This window comes from Type-C symbiont of Plautia stali (genome assembly GCF_059730935.1).
In genome coordinates, this window is record NZ_AP035923.1 from 1,005,333 (window position 1) to 1,022,729 (window position 17,397).

21 protein-coding genes, 1 tRNA gene and 1 other annotated feature are annotated in these 17,397 nt (G+C 55.1%); of the genes, 15 read left to right on the forward strand and 7 right to left on the reverse strand.

All coding sequences use genetic code 11. The annotated features are described in order from the left end of the window. The first annotated feature begins 34 nt into the window (after positions 1–34). From AC6I7J_RS04515 to luxS, 5 genes are all read left to right on the forward strand, one after another. A tRNA-Arg gene (locus AC6I7J_RS04515) sits at positions 35–111 on the forward strand. A gap of 404 nt (positions 112–515) precedes the next feature. Then, on the forward strand, positions 516–1,082 hold the full coding sequence (gene yqaB, locus AC6I7J_RS04520; RefSeq protein WP_058759621.1) for a fructose-1-phosphate/6-phosphogluconate phosphatase: 567 nt from the start codon (positions 516–518) through the stop codon (positions 1,080–1,082). Further along, positions 1,079–1,507, forward strand: a complete 429-nt coding sequence (locus tag AC6I7J_RS04525; RefSeq protein ID WP_021507330.1) for a YqaA family protein — start codon at positions 1,079–1,081, stop codon at positions 1,505–1,507. The genes yqaB and AC6I7J_RS04525 overlap by 4 nt, the downstream gene beginning before the upstream one ends. A 31-nt stretch (positions 1,508–1,538) precedes the next feature. After that, the gene (gene gshA, locus AC6I7J_RS04530; protein WP_021507329.1) at positions 1,539–3,143 is read left to right on the forward strand and encodes a glutamate--cysteine ligase; all 1,605 of its coding nucleotides are present in this window, start codon (positions 1,539–1,541) and stop codon (positions 3,141–3,143) included. 150 nt (positions 3,144–3,293) lie between these two features. After that, the gene (gene luxS / locus AC6I7J_RS04535) at positions 3,294–3,809 is read left to right on the forward strand and encodes an S-ribosylhomocysteine lyase (protein WP_010617126.1); all 516 of its coding nucleotides are present in this window, start codon (positions 3,294–3,296) and stop codon (positions 3,807–3,809) included. A gap of 57 nt (positions 3,810–3,866) precedes the next feature. On the opposite strand, the gene AC6I7J_RS04540 is transcribed toward luxS, so the two are convergent. Together AC6I7J_RS04540 and AC6I7J_RS04545 are read right to left on the reverse strand one after the other, a co-directional pair. After that, positions 3,867–5,153, reverse strand: a complete 1,287-nt coding sequence (locus AC6I7J_RS04540; protein ID WP_325925700.1) for an HlyC/CorC family transporter — start codon at positions 5,151–5,153, stop codon at positions 3,867–3,869. Positions 5,154–5,166: 13 nt separating this feature from the next. Then, positions 5,167–5,961, reverse strand: a complete 795-nt coding sequence (locus AC6I7J_RS04545; protein ID WP_010617128.1) for a cytochrome C assembly family protein — start codon at positions 5,959–5,961, stop codon at positions 5,167–5,169. A gap of 166 nt (positions 5,962–6,127) precedes the next feature. On the opposite strand from AC6I7J_RS04545, the gene ffh reads away from it, so the two are divergent. From ffh to rplS, 5 genes are all read left to right on the forward strand, one after another. Further along, positions 6,128–7,489 (forward strand): signal recognition particle protein, encoded by a 1,362-nt coding sequence (gene ffh / locus AC6I7J_RS04550; RefSeq protein ID WP_021507327.1) that lies wholly within the window; start codon positions 6,128–6,130, stop codon positions 7,487–7,489. Positions 7,490–7,631: 142 nt separating this feature from the next. After that, on the forward strand, positions 7,632–7,880 hold the full coding sequence (gene rpsP, locus AC6I7J_RS04555; RefSeq protein ID WP_007893313.1) for a 30S ribosomal protein S16: 249 nt from the start codon (positions 7,632–7,634) through the stop codon (positions 7,878–7,880). An 18-nt stretch (positions 7,881–7,898) separates the two neighbouring features. After that, a complete protein-coding gene (gene rimM / locus AC6I7J_RS04560) occupies positions 7,899–8,447 on the forward strand; it encodes a ribosome maturation factor RimM (protein ID WP_021507326.1) in 549 nt (182 codons plus the stop codon). 35 nt (positions 8,448–8,482) lie between these two features. Continuing rightward, positions 8,483–9,247, forward strand: coding sequence for a tRNA (guanosine(37)-N1)-methyltransferase TrmD (gene trmD / locus AC6I7J_RS04565; protein ID WP_021507325.1), 765 nt, complete (start codon positions 8,483–8,485; stop codon positions 9,245–9,247). Positions 9,248–9,289: 42 nt separating this feature from the next. Then, positions 9,290–9,640 (forward strand): 50S ribosomal protein L19, encoded by a 351-nt coding sequence (gene rplS / locus AC6I7J_RS04570; RefSeq protein ID WP_021507324.1) that lies wholly within the window; start codon positions 9,290–9,292, stop codon positions 9,638–9,640. Between the two features lie 57 nt (positions 9,641–9,697). Here rplS and AC6I7J_RS04575 read toward each other — a convergent pair whose 3' ends face one another. Next, the gene (locus AC6I7J_RS04575; RefSeq protein WP_498006907.1) at positions 9,698–10,219 is read right to left on the reverse strand and encodes a GNAT family N-acetyltransferase; all 522 of its coding nucleotides are present in this window, start codon (positions 10,217–10,219) and stop codon (positions 9,698–9,700) included. A 303-nt stretch (positions 10,220–10,522) separates the two neighbouring features. Here AC6I7J_RS04575 and AC6I7J_RS04580 point away from each other — a divergent pair, with 303 nt between their 5' ends. Both AC6I7J_RS04580 and tyrA read left to right on the forward strand, forming a co-directional pair. Then, positions 10,523–11,602 carry a 3-deoxy-7-phosphoheptulonate synthase gene (locus AC6I7J_RS04580; RefSeq protein WP_058771618.1) on the forward strand — a complete coding sequence of 360 codons (1,080 nt, stop codon included), beginning with the start codon at positions 10,523–10,525 and terminating at the stop codon, positions 11,600–11,602. Positions 11,603–11,608: 6 nt separating this feature from the next. Then, on the forward strand, positions 11,609–12,730 hold the full coding sequence (gene tyrA, locus AC6I7J_RS04585; RefSeq protein ID WP_058776008.1) for a bifunctional chorismate mutase/prephenate dehydrogenase: 1,122 nt from the start codon (positions 11,609–11,611) through the stop codon (positions 12,728–12,730). Between the two features lie 33 nt (positions 12,731–12,763). Here the strand turns inward: tyrA and pheA are convergent, their stop codons facing one another. The 3 genes from pheA to raiA all read right to left on the reverse strand — a co-directional run bounded on the left by pheA (position 12,764) and on the right by raiA (position 14,498). Further along, entirely contained in the window at positions 12,764–13,927 is a 1,164-nt protein-coding gene (gene pheA / locus AC6I7J_RS04590) for a bifunctional chorismate mutase/prephenate dehydratase (RefSeq protein ID WP_021507320.1), read from the reverse strand. Between the two features lie 22 nt (positions 13,928–13,949). Beyond that, positions 13,950–14,074 (reverse strand) — a sequence feature (Phe leader region). Further along, positions 14,026–14,073, reverse strand: a complete 48-nt coding sequence (gene pheL, locus AC6I7J_RS04595) for a pheA operon leader peptide PheL (RefSeq protein ID WP_121497579.1) — start codon at positions 14,071–14,073, stop codon at positions 14,026–14,028. Its footprint overlaps the feature before it by 48 nt. 97 nt (positions 14,075–14,171) lie before the next feature. After that, positions 14,172–14,498 carry a ribosome-associated translation inhibitor RaiA gene (gene raiA, locus AC6I7J_RS04600; protein WP_498006908.1) on the reverse strand — a complete coding sequence of 109 codons (327 nt, stop codon included), beginning with the start codon at positions 14,496–14,498 and terminating at the stop codon, positions 14,172–14,174. A gap of 64 nt (positions 14,499–14,562) precedes the next feature. On the opposite strand from raiA, the gene AC6I7J_RS04605 reads away from it, so the two are divergent. Continuing rightward, a complete protein-coding gene (locus AC6I7J_RS04605) occupies positions 14,563–14,754 on the forward strand; it encodes a hypothetical protein (RefSeq protein ID WP_058771620.1) in 192 nt (63 codons plus the stop codon). 11 nt (positions 14,755–14,765) lie between these two features. Here AC6I7J_RS04605 and bamD read toward each other — a convergent pair whose 3' ends face one another. Further along, positions 14,766–15,506, reverse strand: a complete 741-nt coding sequence (bamD, locus tag AC6I7J_RS04610) for an outer membrane protein assembly factor BamD (RefSeq protein ID WP_058759616.1) — start codon at positions 15,504–15,506, stop codon at positions 14,766–14,768. A gap of 129 nt (positions 15,507–15,635) precedes the next feature. On the opposite strand from bamD, the gene rluD reads away from it, so the two are divergent. Together rluD and yfiH are read left to right on the forward strand one after the other, a co-directional pair. Next, complete coding sequence (gene rluD / locus AC6I7J_RS04615; RefSeq protein ID WP_498006909.1) at positions 15,636–16,616, forward strand: 23S rRNA pseudouridine(1911/1915/1917) synthase RluD; 981 nt, start codon at positions 15,636–15,638, stop codon at positions 16,614–16,616. Further along, positions 16,613–17,341, forward strand: a complete 729-nt coding sequence (gene yfiH / locus AC6I7J_RS04620; protein WP_498006910.1) for a purine nucleoside phosphorylase YfiH — start codon at positions 16,613–16,615, stop codon at positions 17,339–17,341. The genes rluD and yfiH overlap by 4 nt, the downstream gene beginning before the upstream one ends. Positions 17,342–17,397: the final 56 nt, after the last annotated feature.

Sequence of the window (17,397 nt, forward strand, 5' to 3'; positions counted from 1 at the left end):
CTGTTCAGTTTGTTCATCGAAAGAAAATCTCAATGCATCCATAGCTCAGCTGGATAGAGTACTCGGCTACGAACCGAGCGGTCGGAGGTTCGAATCCTCCTGGATGCACCATCTTCTGCAAGATGGAAAGTGCCTCAGTGTGTCATGATGCGATAATCGTTCAGGACGTACTAAGGAGGATAACGTTGCTTCAGCAACGGCCCGCAGGGTGAGGCGCCAGCCGAATCATCCTCCTGGATGCACCATCAAATAAAAAGCAAACTGCCCTTGTGCGCTGTTCCGCTTCATTCCTGACCCGATTCAATATCCGCATTCCGAAAGATTTTCTCACGCGCCGTCTCCATCAAAAAATCACTGCATTTACCGCCATTTATCGCCGGTCGCGCGCTCTGACCTTATTCTGAAAACGAAAATTGCTAATGCTTTCAAAGCATTTGCGGTTAAGCCTGCCTGGCGACAACCTGAGCGCATTACGCTAAAGTAATGGCTCATTTTGTGGTGTTAATGGAGTCACAATGTACGACCACTATGACGCCCTGATTTTCGATATGGACGGCACCATTCTTGATACCGAGCCGACACATCGAAAAGCCTGGCAGCAGGTGCTGAGCCGCTATGGTTTCACCATGGACGAAGCAAAGATGGTGGCATTCAACGGGGCACCCACCTGGCAACTGGCCCGCTACATTCTGGAACAGAATCAGGCGCAGCACGATCCGCATCAGCTGGCGGCAGAGAAAACTGCGGCATTGAAAGCGATGCTGCTGGAAGACGTGCGTCCGCTGCCACTGATGGAGGTGGTCAAAGCCTATCACGGTCGCCGTCCGATGGCGGTTGGCACCGGCAGCGAACACAGCTTAGCCAAAGCGCTGCTGGAAGCGCTCAACGTTTATCATCTGTTTGATGCGGTAGTCGGCGCGGACGATGTCCAGCGTCATAAGCCGCAGCCTGATACCTTCTTACGCTGTGCAGAGCTGATGGGCGTTGCGCCTGCGCGCTGCGTGGTATTCGAGGATGCTGACTTTGGCGTACAGGCGGCTAAAGCGGCGGGCATGGATGTGGTTGATGTCCGTTTACTGTGAATGAATTTCTGACGTATGGATCGTTATTCGGCAGTAGCTTTCTGAGTGCAACGCTGCTTCCGGGCAGCTCAGAAGCGGTGCTGATTGCGTTATTGATCGCCCAGAAAGGGTCGGTCTATGGATTGTTACTGGCTGCATCAGTGGGAAACACGCTGGGCGGCCTGACCAACATTCTTCTTGGTCGCCTGATGCCAGCAACAGGGCAGGGGCGATGGCACGACACAGCAATGACGTGGCTACAACGATGGGGACCCGCAGCGCTGCTGTTTAGCTGGCTGCCAGTGGTGGGCGATTTACTCTGCGTGCTCGCAGGGTGGTTGCGCTTCTCCTGGCTACCCTGCGTGCTGTTTCTCGCCCTGGGTAAAACGCTGCGTTATATCGTTATCGCGACCGCCACTTTACAAGGTATGCAATGGTGGCATTGATTCGCACAGATTCGAGGCTACGGTTAACATTATGCTGAACAAAAATAAATTATTCACACAGCGGGAGGTTAATGTGATCCCGGACGTATCAAAAGCGCTCTCCTGGCTGGAAGCGCATCCCGACGCGTTAAAGGGTATCGGCCGTGGCATTGAACGTGAAACACTTCGCGTCCAGCCGAATGGTCATCTGGCTACCACTGGCCACCCTGAATCGCTGGGTTCAGCGCTGAAGCACGACTGGATTACCACCGATTTTGCTGAAACGCTGCTGGAGTTCATCACCCCGGTGGATCAGAACATCGATCGCTCCCTTGCGTTTCTGCGTGACATCCACCGTCACGTGGCGCGCGAGCTGGGCGACGAGCGCATGTGGCCGTTCAGTATGCCGGGCTATGTTGAAGATGTGGACAACATTGAGCTGGCGCAGTACGGCAGCTCCAATATCGGCAAAATGAAAACCCTGTATCGTCAGGGGCTGAAAAACCGCTACAGCGCGCTGATGCAGATTATTTCTGGCGTGCACTATAACTTCTCGCTGCCACTGTCGTTCTGGCAGGAGTGGGCGGATGTCAAAGACGCGGAGAGCGGCAAAGAGACCATCTCGGCGGGCTATCTGCGCCTGATCCGCAACTACTATCGCTACGGCTGGGTGATTCCTTACCTATTTGGCGCTTCGCCAGCCATCTGCTCTTCCTTCCTGCAGGGACGAGAAAGTAAGCTGCCGTTCGAAACCAACGGCGAAGGAACATTGTGGCTGCCGTATGCCACTTCGCTGCGCCTGAGTGATTTGGGCTACACCAATAAATCACAAAGCGGGCTGGGCATTACCTTCAACTCGCTGGAAGGATATGTCGCTGCGCTGAAAGCGGCGATCAAAACGCCGTCTGCCGAATATGCGGCGATGGGCACCAAAGACGCGGAAGGTAACTGGCTGCAGCTCAATACCAACGTGCTGCAAATCGAGAACGAACTGTACGCGCCGATTCGTCCGAAACGCGTGACCCGCTCGGGTGAGGCACCGTCCGATGCGCTGCTGCGCGGCGGCATTGAGTATATTGAAGTGCGTTCACTGGACATCAACCCGTTCTCTGCCATCGGTGTGGACGCCGATCAGGCGCGCTTCCTCGATCTGTTCCTGATCTGGTGTACGCTGGCCGATGCGCCGGAGATGAGCGCAGATGAGCTGCTGTGCAGCCGGAAAAACTGGAACCGCGTGGTGCTGGAAGGGCGCAAGCCGGGTCAGGTGATCGGCGTGGGCTGCAGTGATACGGAACATCTGCTGGTTGATGTCGGTAAAGCGCTGTTTGCCGATCTGCGCCGGGTGGCTGAAGTGCTGGATAGCAACGACGGCAGCACGCAATATCAACAGGTTTGCGATCAACTGGTAGCGTCGTTTGACGATCCTGAGCTAACCTATTCGGCGCGCATTCTGCAAGCCATTAAAGAGCAGGGGCTGACCGGAGCCGGCGTGGCGCTGGCCGAGCAGTATCGGCATCTGCTGTGCGAAGAGCCGCTGGAAATTCTCACCGAAGCCGATTTTAGCCGTCAGGCGCAGGAGTCGGTGCTGAAACAGCAGCAGCTGGAGCAGAGTGATACACTGGATTTTGCCAGCTATTTGGCAGGTCGCGAAGGCTAGAAAAGAAAATGGCCACATCACTGTGGCCTAAATTAACATCTCTGTTGTCAGGGATGATGATAACAAATGCGCGTCTTTCATATATTCAGACGTTGGGCGAACAGAAAAGTTTCATCGTTTTAAAAAAAATCTCAAAACAGGAGGTGACGTATGCCACTACTGGATAGTTTTACTGTTGATCACACCATCATGGGCGCGCCAGCGGTACGCGTGGCGAAGACCATGAACACTCCGCATGGCGATACCATCACCGTTTTCGATCTGCGTTTCTGCCGTCCGAATATCGACATCCTGACCGAACGCGGCATCCACACGCTGGAGCACCTGTTCGCGGGCTTCATGCGTAACCACCTCAACGGTGACGGCGTGGAAATCGTCGATATCTCACCGATGGGCTGCCGCACCGGCTTCTACATGAGCCTGATTGGTACGCCAGACGAGCAGCGCGTGGCAAAAGCGTGGAAAGGCGCGATGGAAGATGTGCTGAAGGTAAAAGATCAGAACCAGATTCCGGAACTGAACGAATACCAGTGCGGCAGCTACAAGCTGCACTCACTGGACGAAGCGCAGCAGATTGCGCGCAACGTGCTGGCGCACGACATTGGCGTTAACCGCAATGAAGATCTGAAGCTGCCGGCTGAAAAGCTGAAAGAGCTGCAACTCTAGTTGCCGCTTCTGCCATAAAAAACGCCGCGATTATCGCGGCGTTTTGTTTTTATCGTCTCAGGAACCGATGGACGCTTTCAGCGGCTGATGCGGCGTAATGCGCACCTGCTTCACCATGTTGTCCTGCACATCAAGAATATCAATGTCGTAATGGCCAACCTGTACTTGCGTGTCCATCTGCGGGATCTCTTCCAGCGCTTCCAGCAGCATACCGTTGATGGTGCGCGCTTCCTCTTCCGGCAGCGTCCAGTTGAAGGCCTTATTGATTTCCCGCACGTTGGCGCTGCCTTCAATCAGTACCGAACCGTCGTTTTGCGGCATCACTTCTTCGGCCAGTGACGGTGACATGGAGGTGGTAAAGTCGCCGACGATCTCTTCCAGAATATCTTCGATGGTAACCAGCCCTTTGATGTCGCCGTACTCATCGATCACCAGCCCCACTTTCTTCTTATTGCGCTGGAATTTTACCAGCTGCACGTTAAGAGGCGTACCTTCCGGCACGTAGTAGATTTCATCGGCAGCGCGCAGCAGTCGCTCTTTATTGAACTCTTTTTTCTCGGCCATCATGCGCCACGCTTCGCGCACGCGCAGCATGCCGACGCTATCGTCCAGTGAGTCGCGGAACAGCACAATACGGCCATGCGGTGAGTTGCTGAGCTGACGCTCGATCGACTTCCACTCATCATTGATATTGATGCCGACGATCTCATTGCGCGGCACCATGATGTCGTCAACGTTGACCTTCTCAAGGTCCAGCACCGACAGCAGCATGTCCTGGTTGCGGCGCGACATCAGCGAGCGGGATTCATACACGATGGTGCGCAGTTCTTCTTTGCTGAGGGCGGAGTTAATCGACCCTTCGGTTTTAATGCCCACCATGCGCATCAGAATGCGGGTAATGGTATTGAGCAGCCACACCAGCGGCAGCATCACGTACTGCAGCGGCGTCAGCAGAAAGCTGCTGGGATACGCAACTTTTTCCGGATAGAGCGCCGCGACGGTTTTAGGCAGCACTTCGGCAAACACCAGCACCACGAAGGTCAGCACGCCAGTGGCGATGGCTACGCCGGCATCGCCGTACAGGCGCATACCGACAATGGTGCCGAGCGCCGAGGCGAGGATATTCACGAGGTTGTTGCCGATCAGCACCAGGCTAATCAGACGGTCGGGGCGACGCAGCAGTTTCTCAACGCGACGCGCGCTGCGGTTGCCGCTTTTGGCTTTGTGGCGAAGTTTGTAGCGGTTGAGCGTCATCATGCCGGTCTCTGAACCCGAGAAGTAGGCCGAGACCAGCACCATAATGATCAGCGTGATAATGAGCGTGGTGGTTGAAACATGTTCCAACGCAAAAATTCCTTTAGTGAGAGGTGAGCAGGTGCTGCAGAACGCGGCTGCCGAAATAGGCCATGGTCAGCAGCAGCGCACCGCCGCAGTTGAACCACACCACACGGCGACCGCGCCAGCCTTCATGATAGTGGCCCCACAGCAGCACGATGTAGACAAACCAGGCGATAATCGACAGCACCGCTTTATCAATGTTTTCCGGGCTGAACAGGTTATTCATAAAGAACAGGCCGGTGCACAGCACCAGCGTCAGCAATACCACGCCTATCTGCGTGATGTGGAACATCTTACGCTCAATGCTGAGCAGCGGCGGCATATCCTGGGTGAACGTCAGCTTTTTGTTCTTTAACTGATAGTCGATCCACGCCAGCTGCAGCGCATACAGCGCCGCGATGATCAGCGTGGCATAGGCAAACAGCGACAGACCGATGTGCACCATCATGCCAGGCGTGGTCTCAAGATGGGTGATAAAGGCGTTTGGCACAAAGGTGGCGAAGGCCAGATTGATCAGCGCAAAACTGTAAACAATCGGCAGCAGCAGCCAGCCGCGATTGCGCGACGCGACGATAGTCATGATGGCGCAGATGAGCAAACTGACCAGCGAACCAATATTCAGCAGGCTAAGGTTTTGTCCATTATCGACGGCAAATATGCGTTGCTGCAGCGCTACCGCATGGGCAATCAGCGCCACGCAGGCGGATAACACGGCAAAACGCCGCCAGCCGCTGTTGCGTTTCAGCAGGCTCGGAATGATCAATGCAAGACTGAGAGAGTAGGCGAACAGCGCCACGATCGCGAAAACGAACATAGATCCTTTCAGGTGTCGGTCAGATAAGGAAAAAAGCAGTATAGCGCCAGCGGCAGCAGGCTCCAAACGATCTCACGGTCAATTGCAGAGATCGGCCTGGCTTCGTGTTATAATCCGCCGCATTGTGTCGCCCTGGCGGCCTCGCTACGCTATTAAGTGAGAGAGCATGTTTGATAATTTAACCGATCGTTTGTCGCAAACCCTGCGCAATATCAGTGGCCGCGGAAGGCTGACCGAAGACAACATCAAAGATACGCTGCGCGAAGTGCGTATGGCGCTGCTGGAGGCCGACGTTGCGCTGCCGGTAGTGCGCGATTTCATCAACCGCGTGAAAGAAGCCGCGGTGGGGCAGGATGTAAACAAAAGCCTGACGCCGGGTCAGGAGTTTATCAAAATCGTGCGCAACGAACTGGTTGCGGCGATGGGGGCCGAAAATAACGCGCTGAACCTCAATGCTCAGCCGCCGGCCGTGGTGCTGATGGCGGGCCTGCAGGGTGCCGGTAAAACCACCAGCGTCGGTAAGCTTGGTAAATTCCTGCGCGAAAAGCACAAGAAAAAGGTGCTGGTGGTGTCTGCGGACGTCTACCGCCCGGCGGCGATTAAACAGCTGGAAACCCTGGCGCAGCAGGTCGGTGTGGATTTCTGTCCGTCCGACCTCAGCCAGAAGCCGGTGGATATCGTTAACAACGCGCTGAAAGAAGCGCGTCTGCAGTTCTACGATGTGCTGCTGGTGGATACCGCCGGTCGACTGCACGTTGACGAAGCGATGATGGATGAGATCAAACAGGTGCACGCCGCGATCAATCCGGTTGAAACGCTGTTTGTCGTCGATGCCATGACCGGTCAGGATGCCGCCAATACCGCGAAAGCGTTCAACGAAGCGCTGCCGCTCACCGGTGTGATCCTGACCAAGGTCGACGGCGATGCGCGCGGCGGTGCGGCGCTGTCGATTCGTCACATCACTGGCAAGCCAATCAAATTTATGGGGATGGGCGAGAAGACCGATGCGCTGGAAGCGTTCTATCCGGACCGTATCGCATCGCGCATTCTCGGCATGGGCGACGTGCTGTCGCTGATTGAAGATATTGAGAGCAAAGTTGACCGCGAGCAGGCGGAAAAGCTGGCGAAGAAGCTTAAAACCGGCGACGGTTTCGATCTTAACGACTTCCTGGAGCAGCTTAAGCAGATGCGCAACATGGGCGGCATGGCTAGCCTGATGGGCAAACTGCCGGGCATGGGCCAGCTGCCGGATAACGTTAAATCGCAGATGGATGACAAAGTGCTGGTGCGCATGGAGGCCATCATCAATTCGATGACGCGCAAAGAGCGTGAGAAGCCAGAGATCATCAAAGGTTCGCGCAAGCGCCGTATCGCTACCGGTTCCGGTATGCAGGTGCAGGACGTCAACCGGCTGCTGAAGCAGTTTGATGATATGCAGCGCATGATGAAGAAAATGAAGAAGGGCGGCATGGCCAAAATGATGCGTGGCATGAAAGGCATGATGCCGCCAGGATTCCCCGGCCGCTAAGGCGACAGAGCCCGAACCAGAAAAGTGAGACACTCAGGTTGCTTTTTGCGCCAAAATGAGTAAAATTTTCGGGCTTTTTATATTGCACCCGGGCCCCGTTCCTCGATGGGGCCCGGTTGTTTTATTAACTAAAGAGGATGTTATGGTAACCATTCGTTTGGCACGTCACGGCGCTAAAAAGCGTCCGTTCTATCAGGTCGTCGTCACTGACAGCCGCAATGCTCGCAACGGTCGTTTCATCGAGCGCGTAGGTTTCTTCAACCCGATCGCTTCTGGTCAGGCTGAAGGTCTGCGTCTGGATCTGGACCGTATTGAGCACTGGGTTGGCCAGGGCGCAACGCTTTCTGATCGCGTTAACGCGCTGATCAAAGAAGCAAAAAAAGCAGCTTAATCTGTCACGGTGGTGAGCATGAGCAGTAAACCTGCCGCACAGCCTCCCGTTAACCCAATCATTCTGGGCAAAATGGGTGCCGCTTACGGAATTCGGGGTTGGCTCAAAGTGTTTTCCTCCACTGAAGACGCTGAAAGCATCTTCGACTATCAACCCTGGTTTATCCAGCGCGCCGGTCAATGGCAGCAGGTCGAGCTTGAGGGTTGGAAGCACCACAATCAGGACCTGATCATCAAAGTCAAAGGCATTGACGATCGGGACGCTGCGGCACAGTTGACCAATTGCGAAATTACGGTTGACTCCACGCAGCTGCCGGCGCTGGAAGAGGGCGATTACTACTGGAAAGACCTGATGGGTTGCAAAGTGGTAAACCTCGACGGCTACGAGATGGGCAAAGTCATTGATTTGATGGAGACCGGCTCGAACGACGTTCTCGTCGTAAAGGCAAACCTGAAAGATGCATTCGGTGTACAGGAGCGGTTAATACCGTTTCTTGATGAACAGGTTATCAAGAAAGTCGATCTCGCTACTGGCACCATTGAAGTAGACTGGGATCCTGGTTTTTGATCTCCGGACAATCCGGTAACGTAACGGCGAACGCGATGTGGATTGGTGTTATTAGCCTGTTTCCAGAGATGTTTCGCGCTATTACCGAGTACGGGGTAACTGGCCGGGCAGTAAAAAATGGCCTGCTCAACATAGAGAGCTGGAGTCCACGTGACTTCACGCACGACCGGCACCGTACCGTGGACGATCGTCCTTACGGCGGCGGACCGGGTATGTTGATGATGGTGCAACCCTTACGGGATGCTATCCACGCAGCGAAAGCGGCGGCGGGAGAAGGCGCTAAGGTGATTTATCTTTCACCTCAGGGTCGCAAACTTGACCAGCAAGGCGTTTGCGAACTGGCGACCAGCCAGAAGTTAATTCTGGTTTGCGGTCGTTATGAAGGGATAGATGAGCGTGTGATTCACACTGAGATTGATGAAGAATGGTCAATCGGTGATTACGTGCTCAGTGGCGGTGAGCTGCCAGCGATGACGTTAATTGACTCGGTCGCCCGGTTTATTCCTGGCGTGCTGGGGAAACAGGCGTCAGCCGATGAGGATTCGTTCTCGGAAGGTTTGCTGGATTGCCCGCACTATACCCGACCTGAAGTGTTAGAGGGGATGGAGGTTCCGCCAGTTCTGCTGTCGGGCAACCATGCCGATATTCGCCGCTGGCGCCTGAAACAGTCGCTGGGCCGTACCTGGCTAAGAAGACCTGAACTTCTGGAAAACCTGGCTCTGACTGAAGAGCAAGCAAGGTTGCTAAGTGAGTTCCAGCGGGAACATCAGCAGCAACAAAACGATGAGGTGGAAGAGTAATCTTCCCTGACTATCAGTTTACCCAGGATAAGAGATTTAATTATGAGCAACATTATCAAGCAACTTGAACAAGAGCAGATGAAACAGGACGTACCTTCCTTCCGTCCGGGTGATTCCGTGGAAGTGAAAGTATGGGTCGTTGAAGGTTCTAAGAAACGTCTGCAGGCATTCGAGGGCGTGGTTATCGCTATTCGTAACCGCGGTCTGCACTCTGCATTCACTGTTCGCAAGATTTCTAACGGCGAAGGCGTTGAGCGTGTCTTCCAGACTCACTCTCCGGTAATTGACAGCATTACTGTCAAACGTCGTGGTGCTGTGCGTAAAGCCAAACTGTACTACCTGCGTGAGCGTACCGGTAAGTCAGCTCGTATCAAAGAGCGTCTTGGCGCGTAAGCGACATCCCAAAGTTAATAGCAAACAAGGGGTTGGCCATAAGGCCAGCCCCTTTTTTTATGGGCGTCTGAGGTGATAGATCGCCGTGTTGACCGGCCCGCTCTCCAGCACAATCAACCCGTAGCGGTAATCCACAAATGAGAAGCCGCTGCGCAGGGCCACGGCGCGGCTGGCGTGATTCTCTTCTGCAGCAAGAATCTCCAGCACAGTTATGTGTGGCTGGGCGAACGCCAGATTCACCAGCTGTGCCACCGCCCGGCGGGCAACGCCCTGTTGCTGCGCCTCGCTGCGAACCCAGTAGCCCAGCGCACTGAACTCACCGGGCTGACGCGCATAACGTAAGCCAGCACCGCCCAGCAACCGATCGTTGCCATCGACAATCGCGAACTCTTCAGCTTCACCCTTTTGACGCTGCAGATGAGTGAAGTTGATCCAGCTGACGGCTTCATCAACGCTGTAATCCGCATGAGCCCATACCATCCACGGCTGCAGGCTGCCCAGAGACTGATTAACGGCATACGTAAACGCTTCGGCATCCTGCAGAGTAAAGGGACGCAGGGCGACTTGAGGGATGGACATAAAGCGATCCTGAATTAATCAAATGGATAACAGCATGTTAGCGATATCGTAAGGAAAAAACATCTGGCCTGGTCAGATTGGTGTAATTAAAAATTTACATTTTTGTTTGATGGATCTTACAGGTTTTAAGGTTGTTAACTTAATGATTTATATATTTTAATTAACTTTTATTTTGTAGTTTTAAAGAGAGTGGTAATAAAAGTGTACATGCATGGATTGCATGATTTACATGCTGTGGTAAAGTAAGCGTCATCCTCAGTGAGGATCGTAAAACCGCATAACGAGTGAAAAAGGATCGCCATCATGCAAAAAGACGCGCTGAACAATGTGCATATCGCCGACGAACAGATTTTAATTACGCCACAGGAACTGAAAGCGAAGTTCCCGCTGACTGCGGCGCAGGAAGCGCAAATTGCCGCTTCCCGCCAGACCATCGCGGATATCATCGCGGGTCGCGATCCGCGTCTGCTGGTGGTGTGCGGTCCCTGCTCGATCCACGATACCGAAGCCGCACTGGATTACGCTCGTCAGTTACAAACACTCTCTGCACAGTTGAAGGATCAACTGTATATCGTTATGCGCGTCTATTTTGAAAAACCCCGTACCACCGTCGGCTGGAAAGGGTTAATCAACGATCCTTACATGAACAACTCGTTTGATATGGAAGCCGGCCTGCACATTGCGCGTCAGCTGCTGGTCAATCTTGTGGAGATGGGCCTGCCGCTGGCCACCGAAGCGCTCGACCCAAATAGCCCGCAATACCTCGGCGATCTGTTTAGCTGGTCGGCGATTGGGGCGCGTACCACAGAATCGCAGACGCACCGTGAAATGGCGTCTGGCCTGTCGATGCCGGTAGGCTTTAAAAACGGCACCGATGGCAGCCTCGGCACCGCAATCAACGCCATGCGCGCCGCTGCGATGCCGCACCGCTTTGTCGGCATTAACCAGGCCGGTCAGGTGTGCCTGCTGCAAACTCAGGGCAACCCGGATGGTCACGTGATTCTGCGCGGTGGCAAAGCGCCAAACTACGGCCCGGAAGATGTCGCGCAGTGTGAAAAAGAGATGCTGAAAGCGGGACTGCGTCCGGCCTTAATGATAGATTGCAGCCATGGCAATTCTAACAAAGACTATCGCCGTCAGCCTGGCGTAGCCGAATCGGCTATCGCGCAGATTAAAGATGGAAACCGCTCCATCATTGGCCTGATGCTGGAAAGTAATATTCACGAAGGCAACCAGTCTTCTGAGCAACCGCGTAGCGAGATGAAGTACGGGGTTTCCGTCACTGATGCCTGCATCAACTGGGAAACCACTGAAACTATGCTGCGTGAAATCCATCGGGATCTGCAGGGAGTGCTGTCGGCGCGTCTGTCACACGAGGTGTAATGAGTCATGGTGGCTGAACTGACCGCGCTGCGCGATCAAATTGATGAAGTAGATAAAGCCCTGCTGGGGCTGCTGGCGAAACGACTGGCGCTGGTGGCCGAAGTCGGCGAAGTCAAAAGCCGCTACGGTTTACCGATTTATGTGCCTGAGCGCGAGGCCAGTATGCTGGCGTCGCGTCGTCAGGAAGCGGAAGCGCTCGGCGTGTCGCCGGACCTGATCGAAGATGTGCTGCGTCGTCTGATGCGTGAATCCTATGCGCATGAAAATGACAAAGGCTTCAAAACGCTCTGTCCTGAACTGCGTCCGGTGGTGATTGTCGGCGGCGGCGGTCAGATGGGACGTCTGTTCGAGAAGATGCTGACGCTCTCCGGCTATCAGGTGCGTATTCTTGATAAAGATGACTGGCCGCGCGCGGATGAACTGCTGCACGATGCGGGCATGGTGATCATCAGCGTGCCGATCCACCTGACCGAACAGATCATTGCCGATCTGCCAACGCTGCCTGATGACTGCATTCTGGTGGATCTGGCGTCGGTGAAGAACCGTCCGCTGCAGGCGATGCTGGCGGCGCACAGCGGCCCGGTACTGGGACTGCATCCGATGTTCGGTCCGGACAGCGGCAGCCTGGCGAAGCAGGTGGTGGTATGGTGCGATGGCCGTCAGCCGGAAGCCTATCAGTGGTTCCTGGAGCAGATTCAGGTGTGGGGCGCGCGCTTACACCGCATCAGTGCGGTTGAGCACGATCAAAACATGGCGTTCATTCAGGCGCTGCGCCACTTCGCCACCTTCGCTTATGGTTTGCATCTGGCGGAAGAGAACGTCAATCTGGATCAACTGCTGGCACTGTCCTCGCCTATCTATCGCCTCGAACTGGCGATGGTGGGACGGCTGTTTGCGCAGGACCCACAGCTGTACGCCGACATTATCATGTCGTCGGAAAGTAATCTGGCGCTGATTAAACGCTACTATCAGCGTTTTGGTGAAGCCATCACGCTGCTGGAGCAGGGCGATAAACAGGCGTTCATCAACAGCTTTGAGCGTGTGGAACACTGGTTTGGTGACTACGCGAAACGCTTCCTTGTCGAGAGCCGCAGCATGCTGCGCTCCGCCAACGACAGTCGCCAGTAATGATTAAGGCATCCGCGAGGATGCCTTTTTGTTTTACAGACGCGGTTCTACCGGTACCACGTTCTCACCGGGATAGCAGCCCAGCACCTTCAGTGAACGCGTGAGCGCACGCAGTTCTTCCAGCGCCTGCTGCATATTCTCCGACTGCAGATTGCCCTGCACATCAATGTAAAACATCTCTTCCCACGGGTTACCGTTGATTGGCCGGTTTTCCAGCTTGCTCATGATCAGATTGTGATTACGCAACACCAGCAGTGCTTCAACCAGCGCGCCGGCCTGCTGGCCCGTCGCCATAATCAGCGTGGTTTTGGCCGGCACCTGGCTGGAGACTTCAATCGGTTTACGCGCGAGCACAATGAAGCGGGTATGGTTCTGCTGCTGATTCGCCAGGTTGCGCTCCAGCACCTGCAGACCATACAGCTCACCGCCGGCTTCGCTGCCCAGCGCGGCCACGTGCGGCGAGTTCATCGCGGCTACTTTTTCCATCGCCGCCGCCGTACTTTCGGTGTATTCGATTTTCCACTGCGGGAAGCGGTTGATGAACTGGCTGCACTGCTGGAACGGCTGCGGATGGCTATACACGGTTTCAATCTGCTGCAAATCGGTATTACCGCTAACCAGCACGCAGTGTTCGATAGGAATCGTCAGCTCGCCGACGATCGACAGCGACGTTTGCTGCAGCAGATCGTATACGTCATTGATCGAGCCGGAGCTGGTGTTCTCAATCGGCATTACCGCGTAATCCGCCTGACCGCTTTCAACCTGCTGAATGATGTCGTGGAATTTCAGACACCCCATTTCCACCATCGAATCGAAGTGGCGCGTGGCGTATTTACGGGCGGCAAGGTGCGAGTAGGAGCCTTTTGGGCCGAGGAAGGCGATGCGCGGCGCATGCGCATGTGGATGATTCAGGTTTTTCTGCAGCAGCGCCTGCTGGGTCAGCACCGAATCCTCAATCACTAACTGGAACAGGCGCGTGATGTAGTGCGCATCCAGCTGATGTTTTTTACCCAGCGCGATGAGATTTTCCAGCAGGGCGCGTTCGCGCTCGACGTCACGAATCGGGCGGTGGGTGGCCAGCTTGGCCTGCGCTACCTCAACGGCCAGCGCGCGCCGTTCAGCCAGCAGCGTTAACAGCCTGGCATCGACGGCGCTGATCTTATCGCGTAACGCCAGCAGCGGATTCTCGGGATTCATAGGGCTCACCTGTAAAATGTCCAATAAAAAAGCCTCCCGGTTGGGAGGCTTTGTTGTTCGTCTTCGCATTCATTTTCACACGACGAATCGCCTCCCAATCAGGGGAAGGTAAAAAAGAATGCGAAGAAGAACGGCAGCAGTTTCATGATCAATTCCGGCAATAAAGTGAACTGAGAGTAACCGCACAGCTTAAAAGCTGTCAATAAAAAACGCGCCCGCAGGCGCGTTGCTGAAAAGCGATAAATTACCCGGCAGGGGTGAAATCTTTAACACTGCTGGTGGCGCGCCGTGCTTCAGGCTTGTGCTGTGCTTTATTTAGCTGGCGCTCCAGCTTGGCGATCAGGTCATTGATGGCCGTATACATATCATCGTGTTTCGCGCTGGCGACCAGCGTGCCGTTTGGCGTGTTAATGGTGGCATCGGCCACAAATTCTTTCGGCTCTTTCGATAACACAATGTGCGGATTTATCAGGTGGGTTTGCCATTTTTCCAGCTTGGCGAGACGGTCTTCGACATGGTTGCGGATTGCCACAGTGATTTCCATTTGTTTGCTGGTAATGTTCAGAATCATAGTTAAACCTCTCTGTCATTTCCGTCTGGGTAGGACCAGCATACCGCGCAAATCAGGAAAATGTGTGATCTGGATCACATTGGAATGTCACTTTTTGTCAATGCCAGCGAATTGTGAGAAAGGCCGGGAAAAGGGCGAAAAAAGCTTGATGCACAGCAGGGATAGGGGCAAGATTGATGAGTTAACCGTAGCGGAAAAACCTGTTGCAGACGGTTTTCTGACCAAAAAAAAGCAGCCACAGCGGCTGCTTTTTTAATGGCACGAAAATCAGGACGCGCTATTCGCCGCAATGATTTTCGCGACTTTGTCGGCTTCCGTCGTCAGCTGCAGCTGGCGATAGGCATTTTCCATCAGCGGCAGCGCGTCACGCGTGGCCTGGGTGTCCGGATAATCGCGCATCATACCTTCAACCCGATTAACAACGGCGACATAGGCACCGCGCTTGGTATAGAATTGCGCCACGGAGAGCTCATACTTCGCCAGGCGATCTTTCAGGAACGTCAGACGTTTCTGCGCATCTGCCGCGTACTGGCTGTTCGGATAGCCGCGCAGTAGCTGAGAGAAGTCACGGAATGCATCACGCGCATGGGTAGGATCGCGGTCGGAACGATCGATCCCGAAGAAGCCCTGCAGCGCGGAATCATCCAGTGCCATGTCCGTCAGGCCCTTCATATAGATCACGTAATCAATGTTAGGGTGCGTCGGGTTCAGGCGCATAAAGCGGGAAATGGCGGCTTGCGCCAGTGGCAGATCGGCATTTTTGTAGTACGCGTAGATCAAATCCAGCTGCACTTGCTGCGAGTAAGGACCAAACGGATAACGGTTATCCAGCGCTTCCAGTTGCTTAATCGCCGCTTTAAAGTTACCGTCCTGCAGCTTTTGCTGCGCTGTGGCGTAAATTTCAGACGGCGGGCTGTCCGGGACCGGGTCCGATGAGCCGGAACAGCCCACCAGTGCCAGGCTCAGGCTCAGTGTGGCAGCAGCCACCAGATGTTTCATACGCGTCATGACGAAATGATTATCCTCAAAGTGTTATGGCGGAAGCTGTCCGTATAGCTCCCGGTAATGACCAGTACGATAGCACATTATATTAAACGGCATCGCCGTGAAAACCCAACGTTAACGAAGAAGCTGTATATGGCACAACAAGTTCAACTCACCGCAACGGTGTCCGAAGCACAGCTTGGACAACGCTTAGATCAGACTTTGGCGGAATTGTTCCCTGATTATTCACGTTCCCGCATAAAAGAGTGGATCCTTGAGCGTCGGGTCAGCGTCAACGGCACCATCATCGATAAACCGAAAGAGAAAGTACTCGGCGGTGAGCAGGTGGCGATTGATGCCGAGATCGAAGAGGAGCAGCGCTGGGAAGCGCAAAATATTCCGCTGGATATTGTTTATGAAGATGACCACATCCTGGTGATCAACAAACCGCGCGACTTAGTGGTCCACCCTGGCGCCGGTAATCCGGACGGCACGGTACTGAATGCGCTGCTTTATCATTATCCGGCGATTGCCGACGTGCCGCGCGCCGGCATCGTGCACCGTCTGGATAAAGACACTACCGGACTGATGGTAGTGGCCAAAACGGTACCGGCGCAGACGCATCTGGTTGAAACGCTGCAGCTGCGTGAAATCACCCGCGAATATGAAGCGGTGGCGATTGGCACCATGACCGCCGGCGGTACGGTGAATGAGCCGATGGCGCGTCACTCTACCAAGCGTACCCACATGGCAGTGCATCCGATGGGTAAACCGGCCACCACGCACTATCGCATCATGGAGCATTTCCGCGCCCATACGCGTTTACGCCTGCGCCTGGAAACCGGCCGTACTCACCAGATTCGCGTGCACATGGCGCACATTAACCATCCGCTGGTGGGCGATCCGCTGTACGGTGGTCGTCCGCGTCCGCCAAAGGGCGCTTCTGAGGCTTTCATCAGTACGCTGCGCGGTTTTGACCGCCAGGCGCTGCACGCCACTATGCTGCGTCTCTATCATCCGATCACCGGGATTGAGATGGAGTGGCACGCGCCATTGCCGCAGGACATGGTTGATCTGATTGATGCACTGAAAGCCGATACCGACGAGTTCCGCGATCAGCTGGACTGGCTATGAGTGACTGGATCGTGCCGCAGTGGCCAGCGCCGGCGCGCGTGCAGGCTTATTCGACCACGCGGCACGGCGGCGTTAGCGCGGCGCCATGGGATTCCCTCAACCTCGGCGCGCACGTCGGAGACGAGGCGGATTGCGTGATGCACAATCGTCAGCGCGTGGTCGGGCAGCTGGCGCTACCGGCAATGCCGCAGTGGCTGGAGCAGGTACACGGCCAGACGGTGGCGCGTCTGCCGGCGGCTGCATCCCTGCCGCGAGCCGATGCGGCGATAACGCGGGAAAGCGGCGTGGTGTGTGCAGTGATGACCGCCGACTGCCTGCCGGTGCTGTTTTGCAGCCATGATGGCAGCGAAGTTGCCGCGGCACATGCCGGCTGGCGCGGGTTGTGTCATGGGGTGCTGGAGCAGACGCTGGCACAGTTTCACTGCCCGGCGAGCGAGATTCATGCCTGGCTCGGTCCGGCGATTGGTCCAAAGGCATTTGAAGTGGGGGCCGAGGTGCGCAGTGCGTTCCTGGCGCAGGATGCCGCTGCCGATGCGGCTTTTCGCCCGGCCGGTGAGAAATATTTTGCCGATATCTGGCTGCTGGCAACCCAGCGTCTGCAGGCCGCTGGCGTGCGATCTGTCACGGCTGACGCGCGCTGCACCTATCAGGAAAGCGCCGATTTTTTCTCCTTCCGACGCGACGGAATCACCGGGCGTATGGCAACTTTGATTTGGCTGAGATAACCTTACGCCGCAAGACGATCCAGTAAGCGTATTTTTTGCTCACAACTCAGGTCATT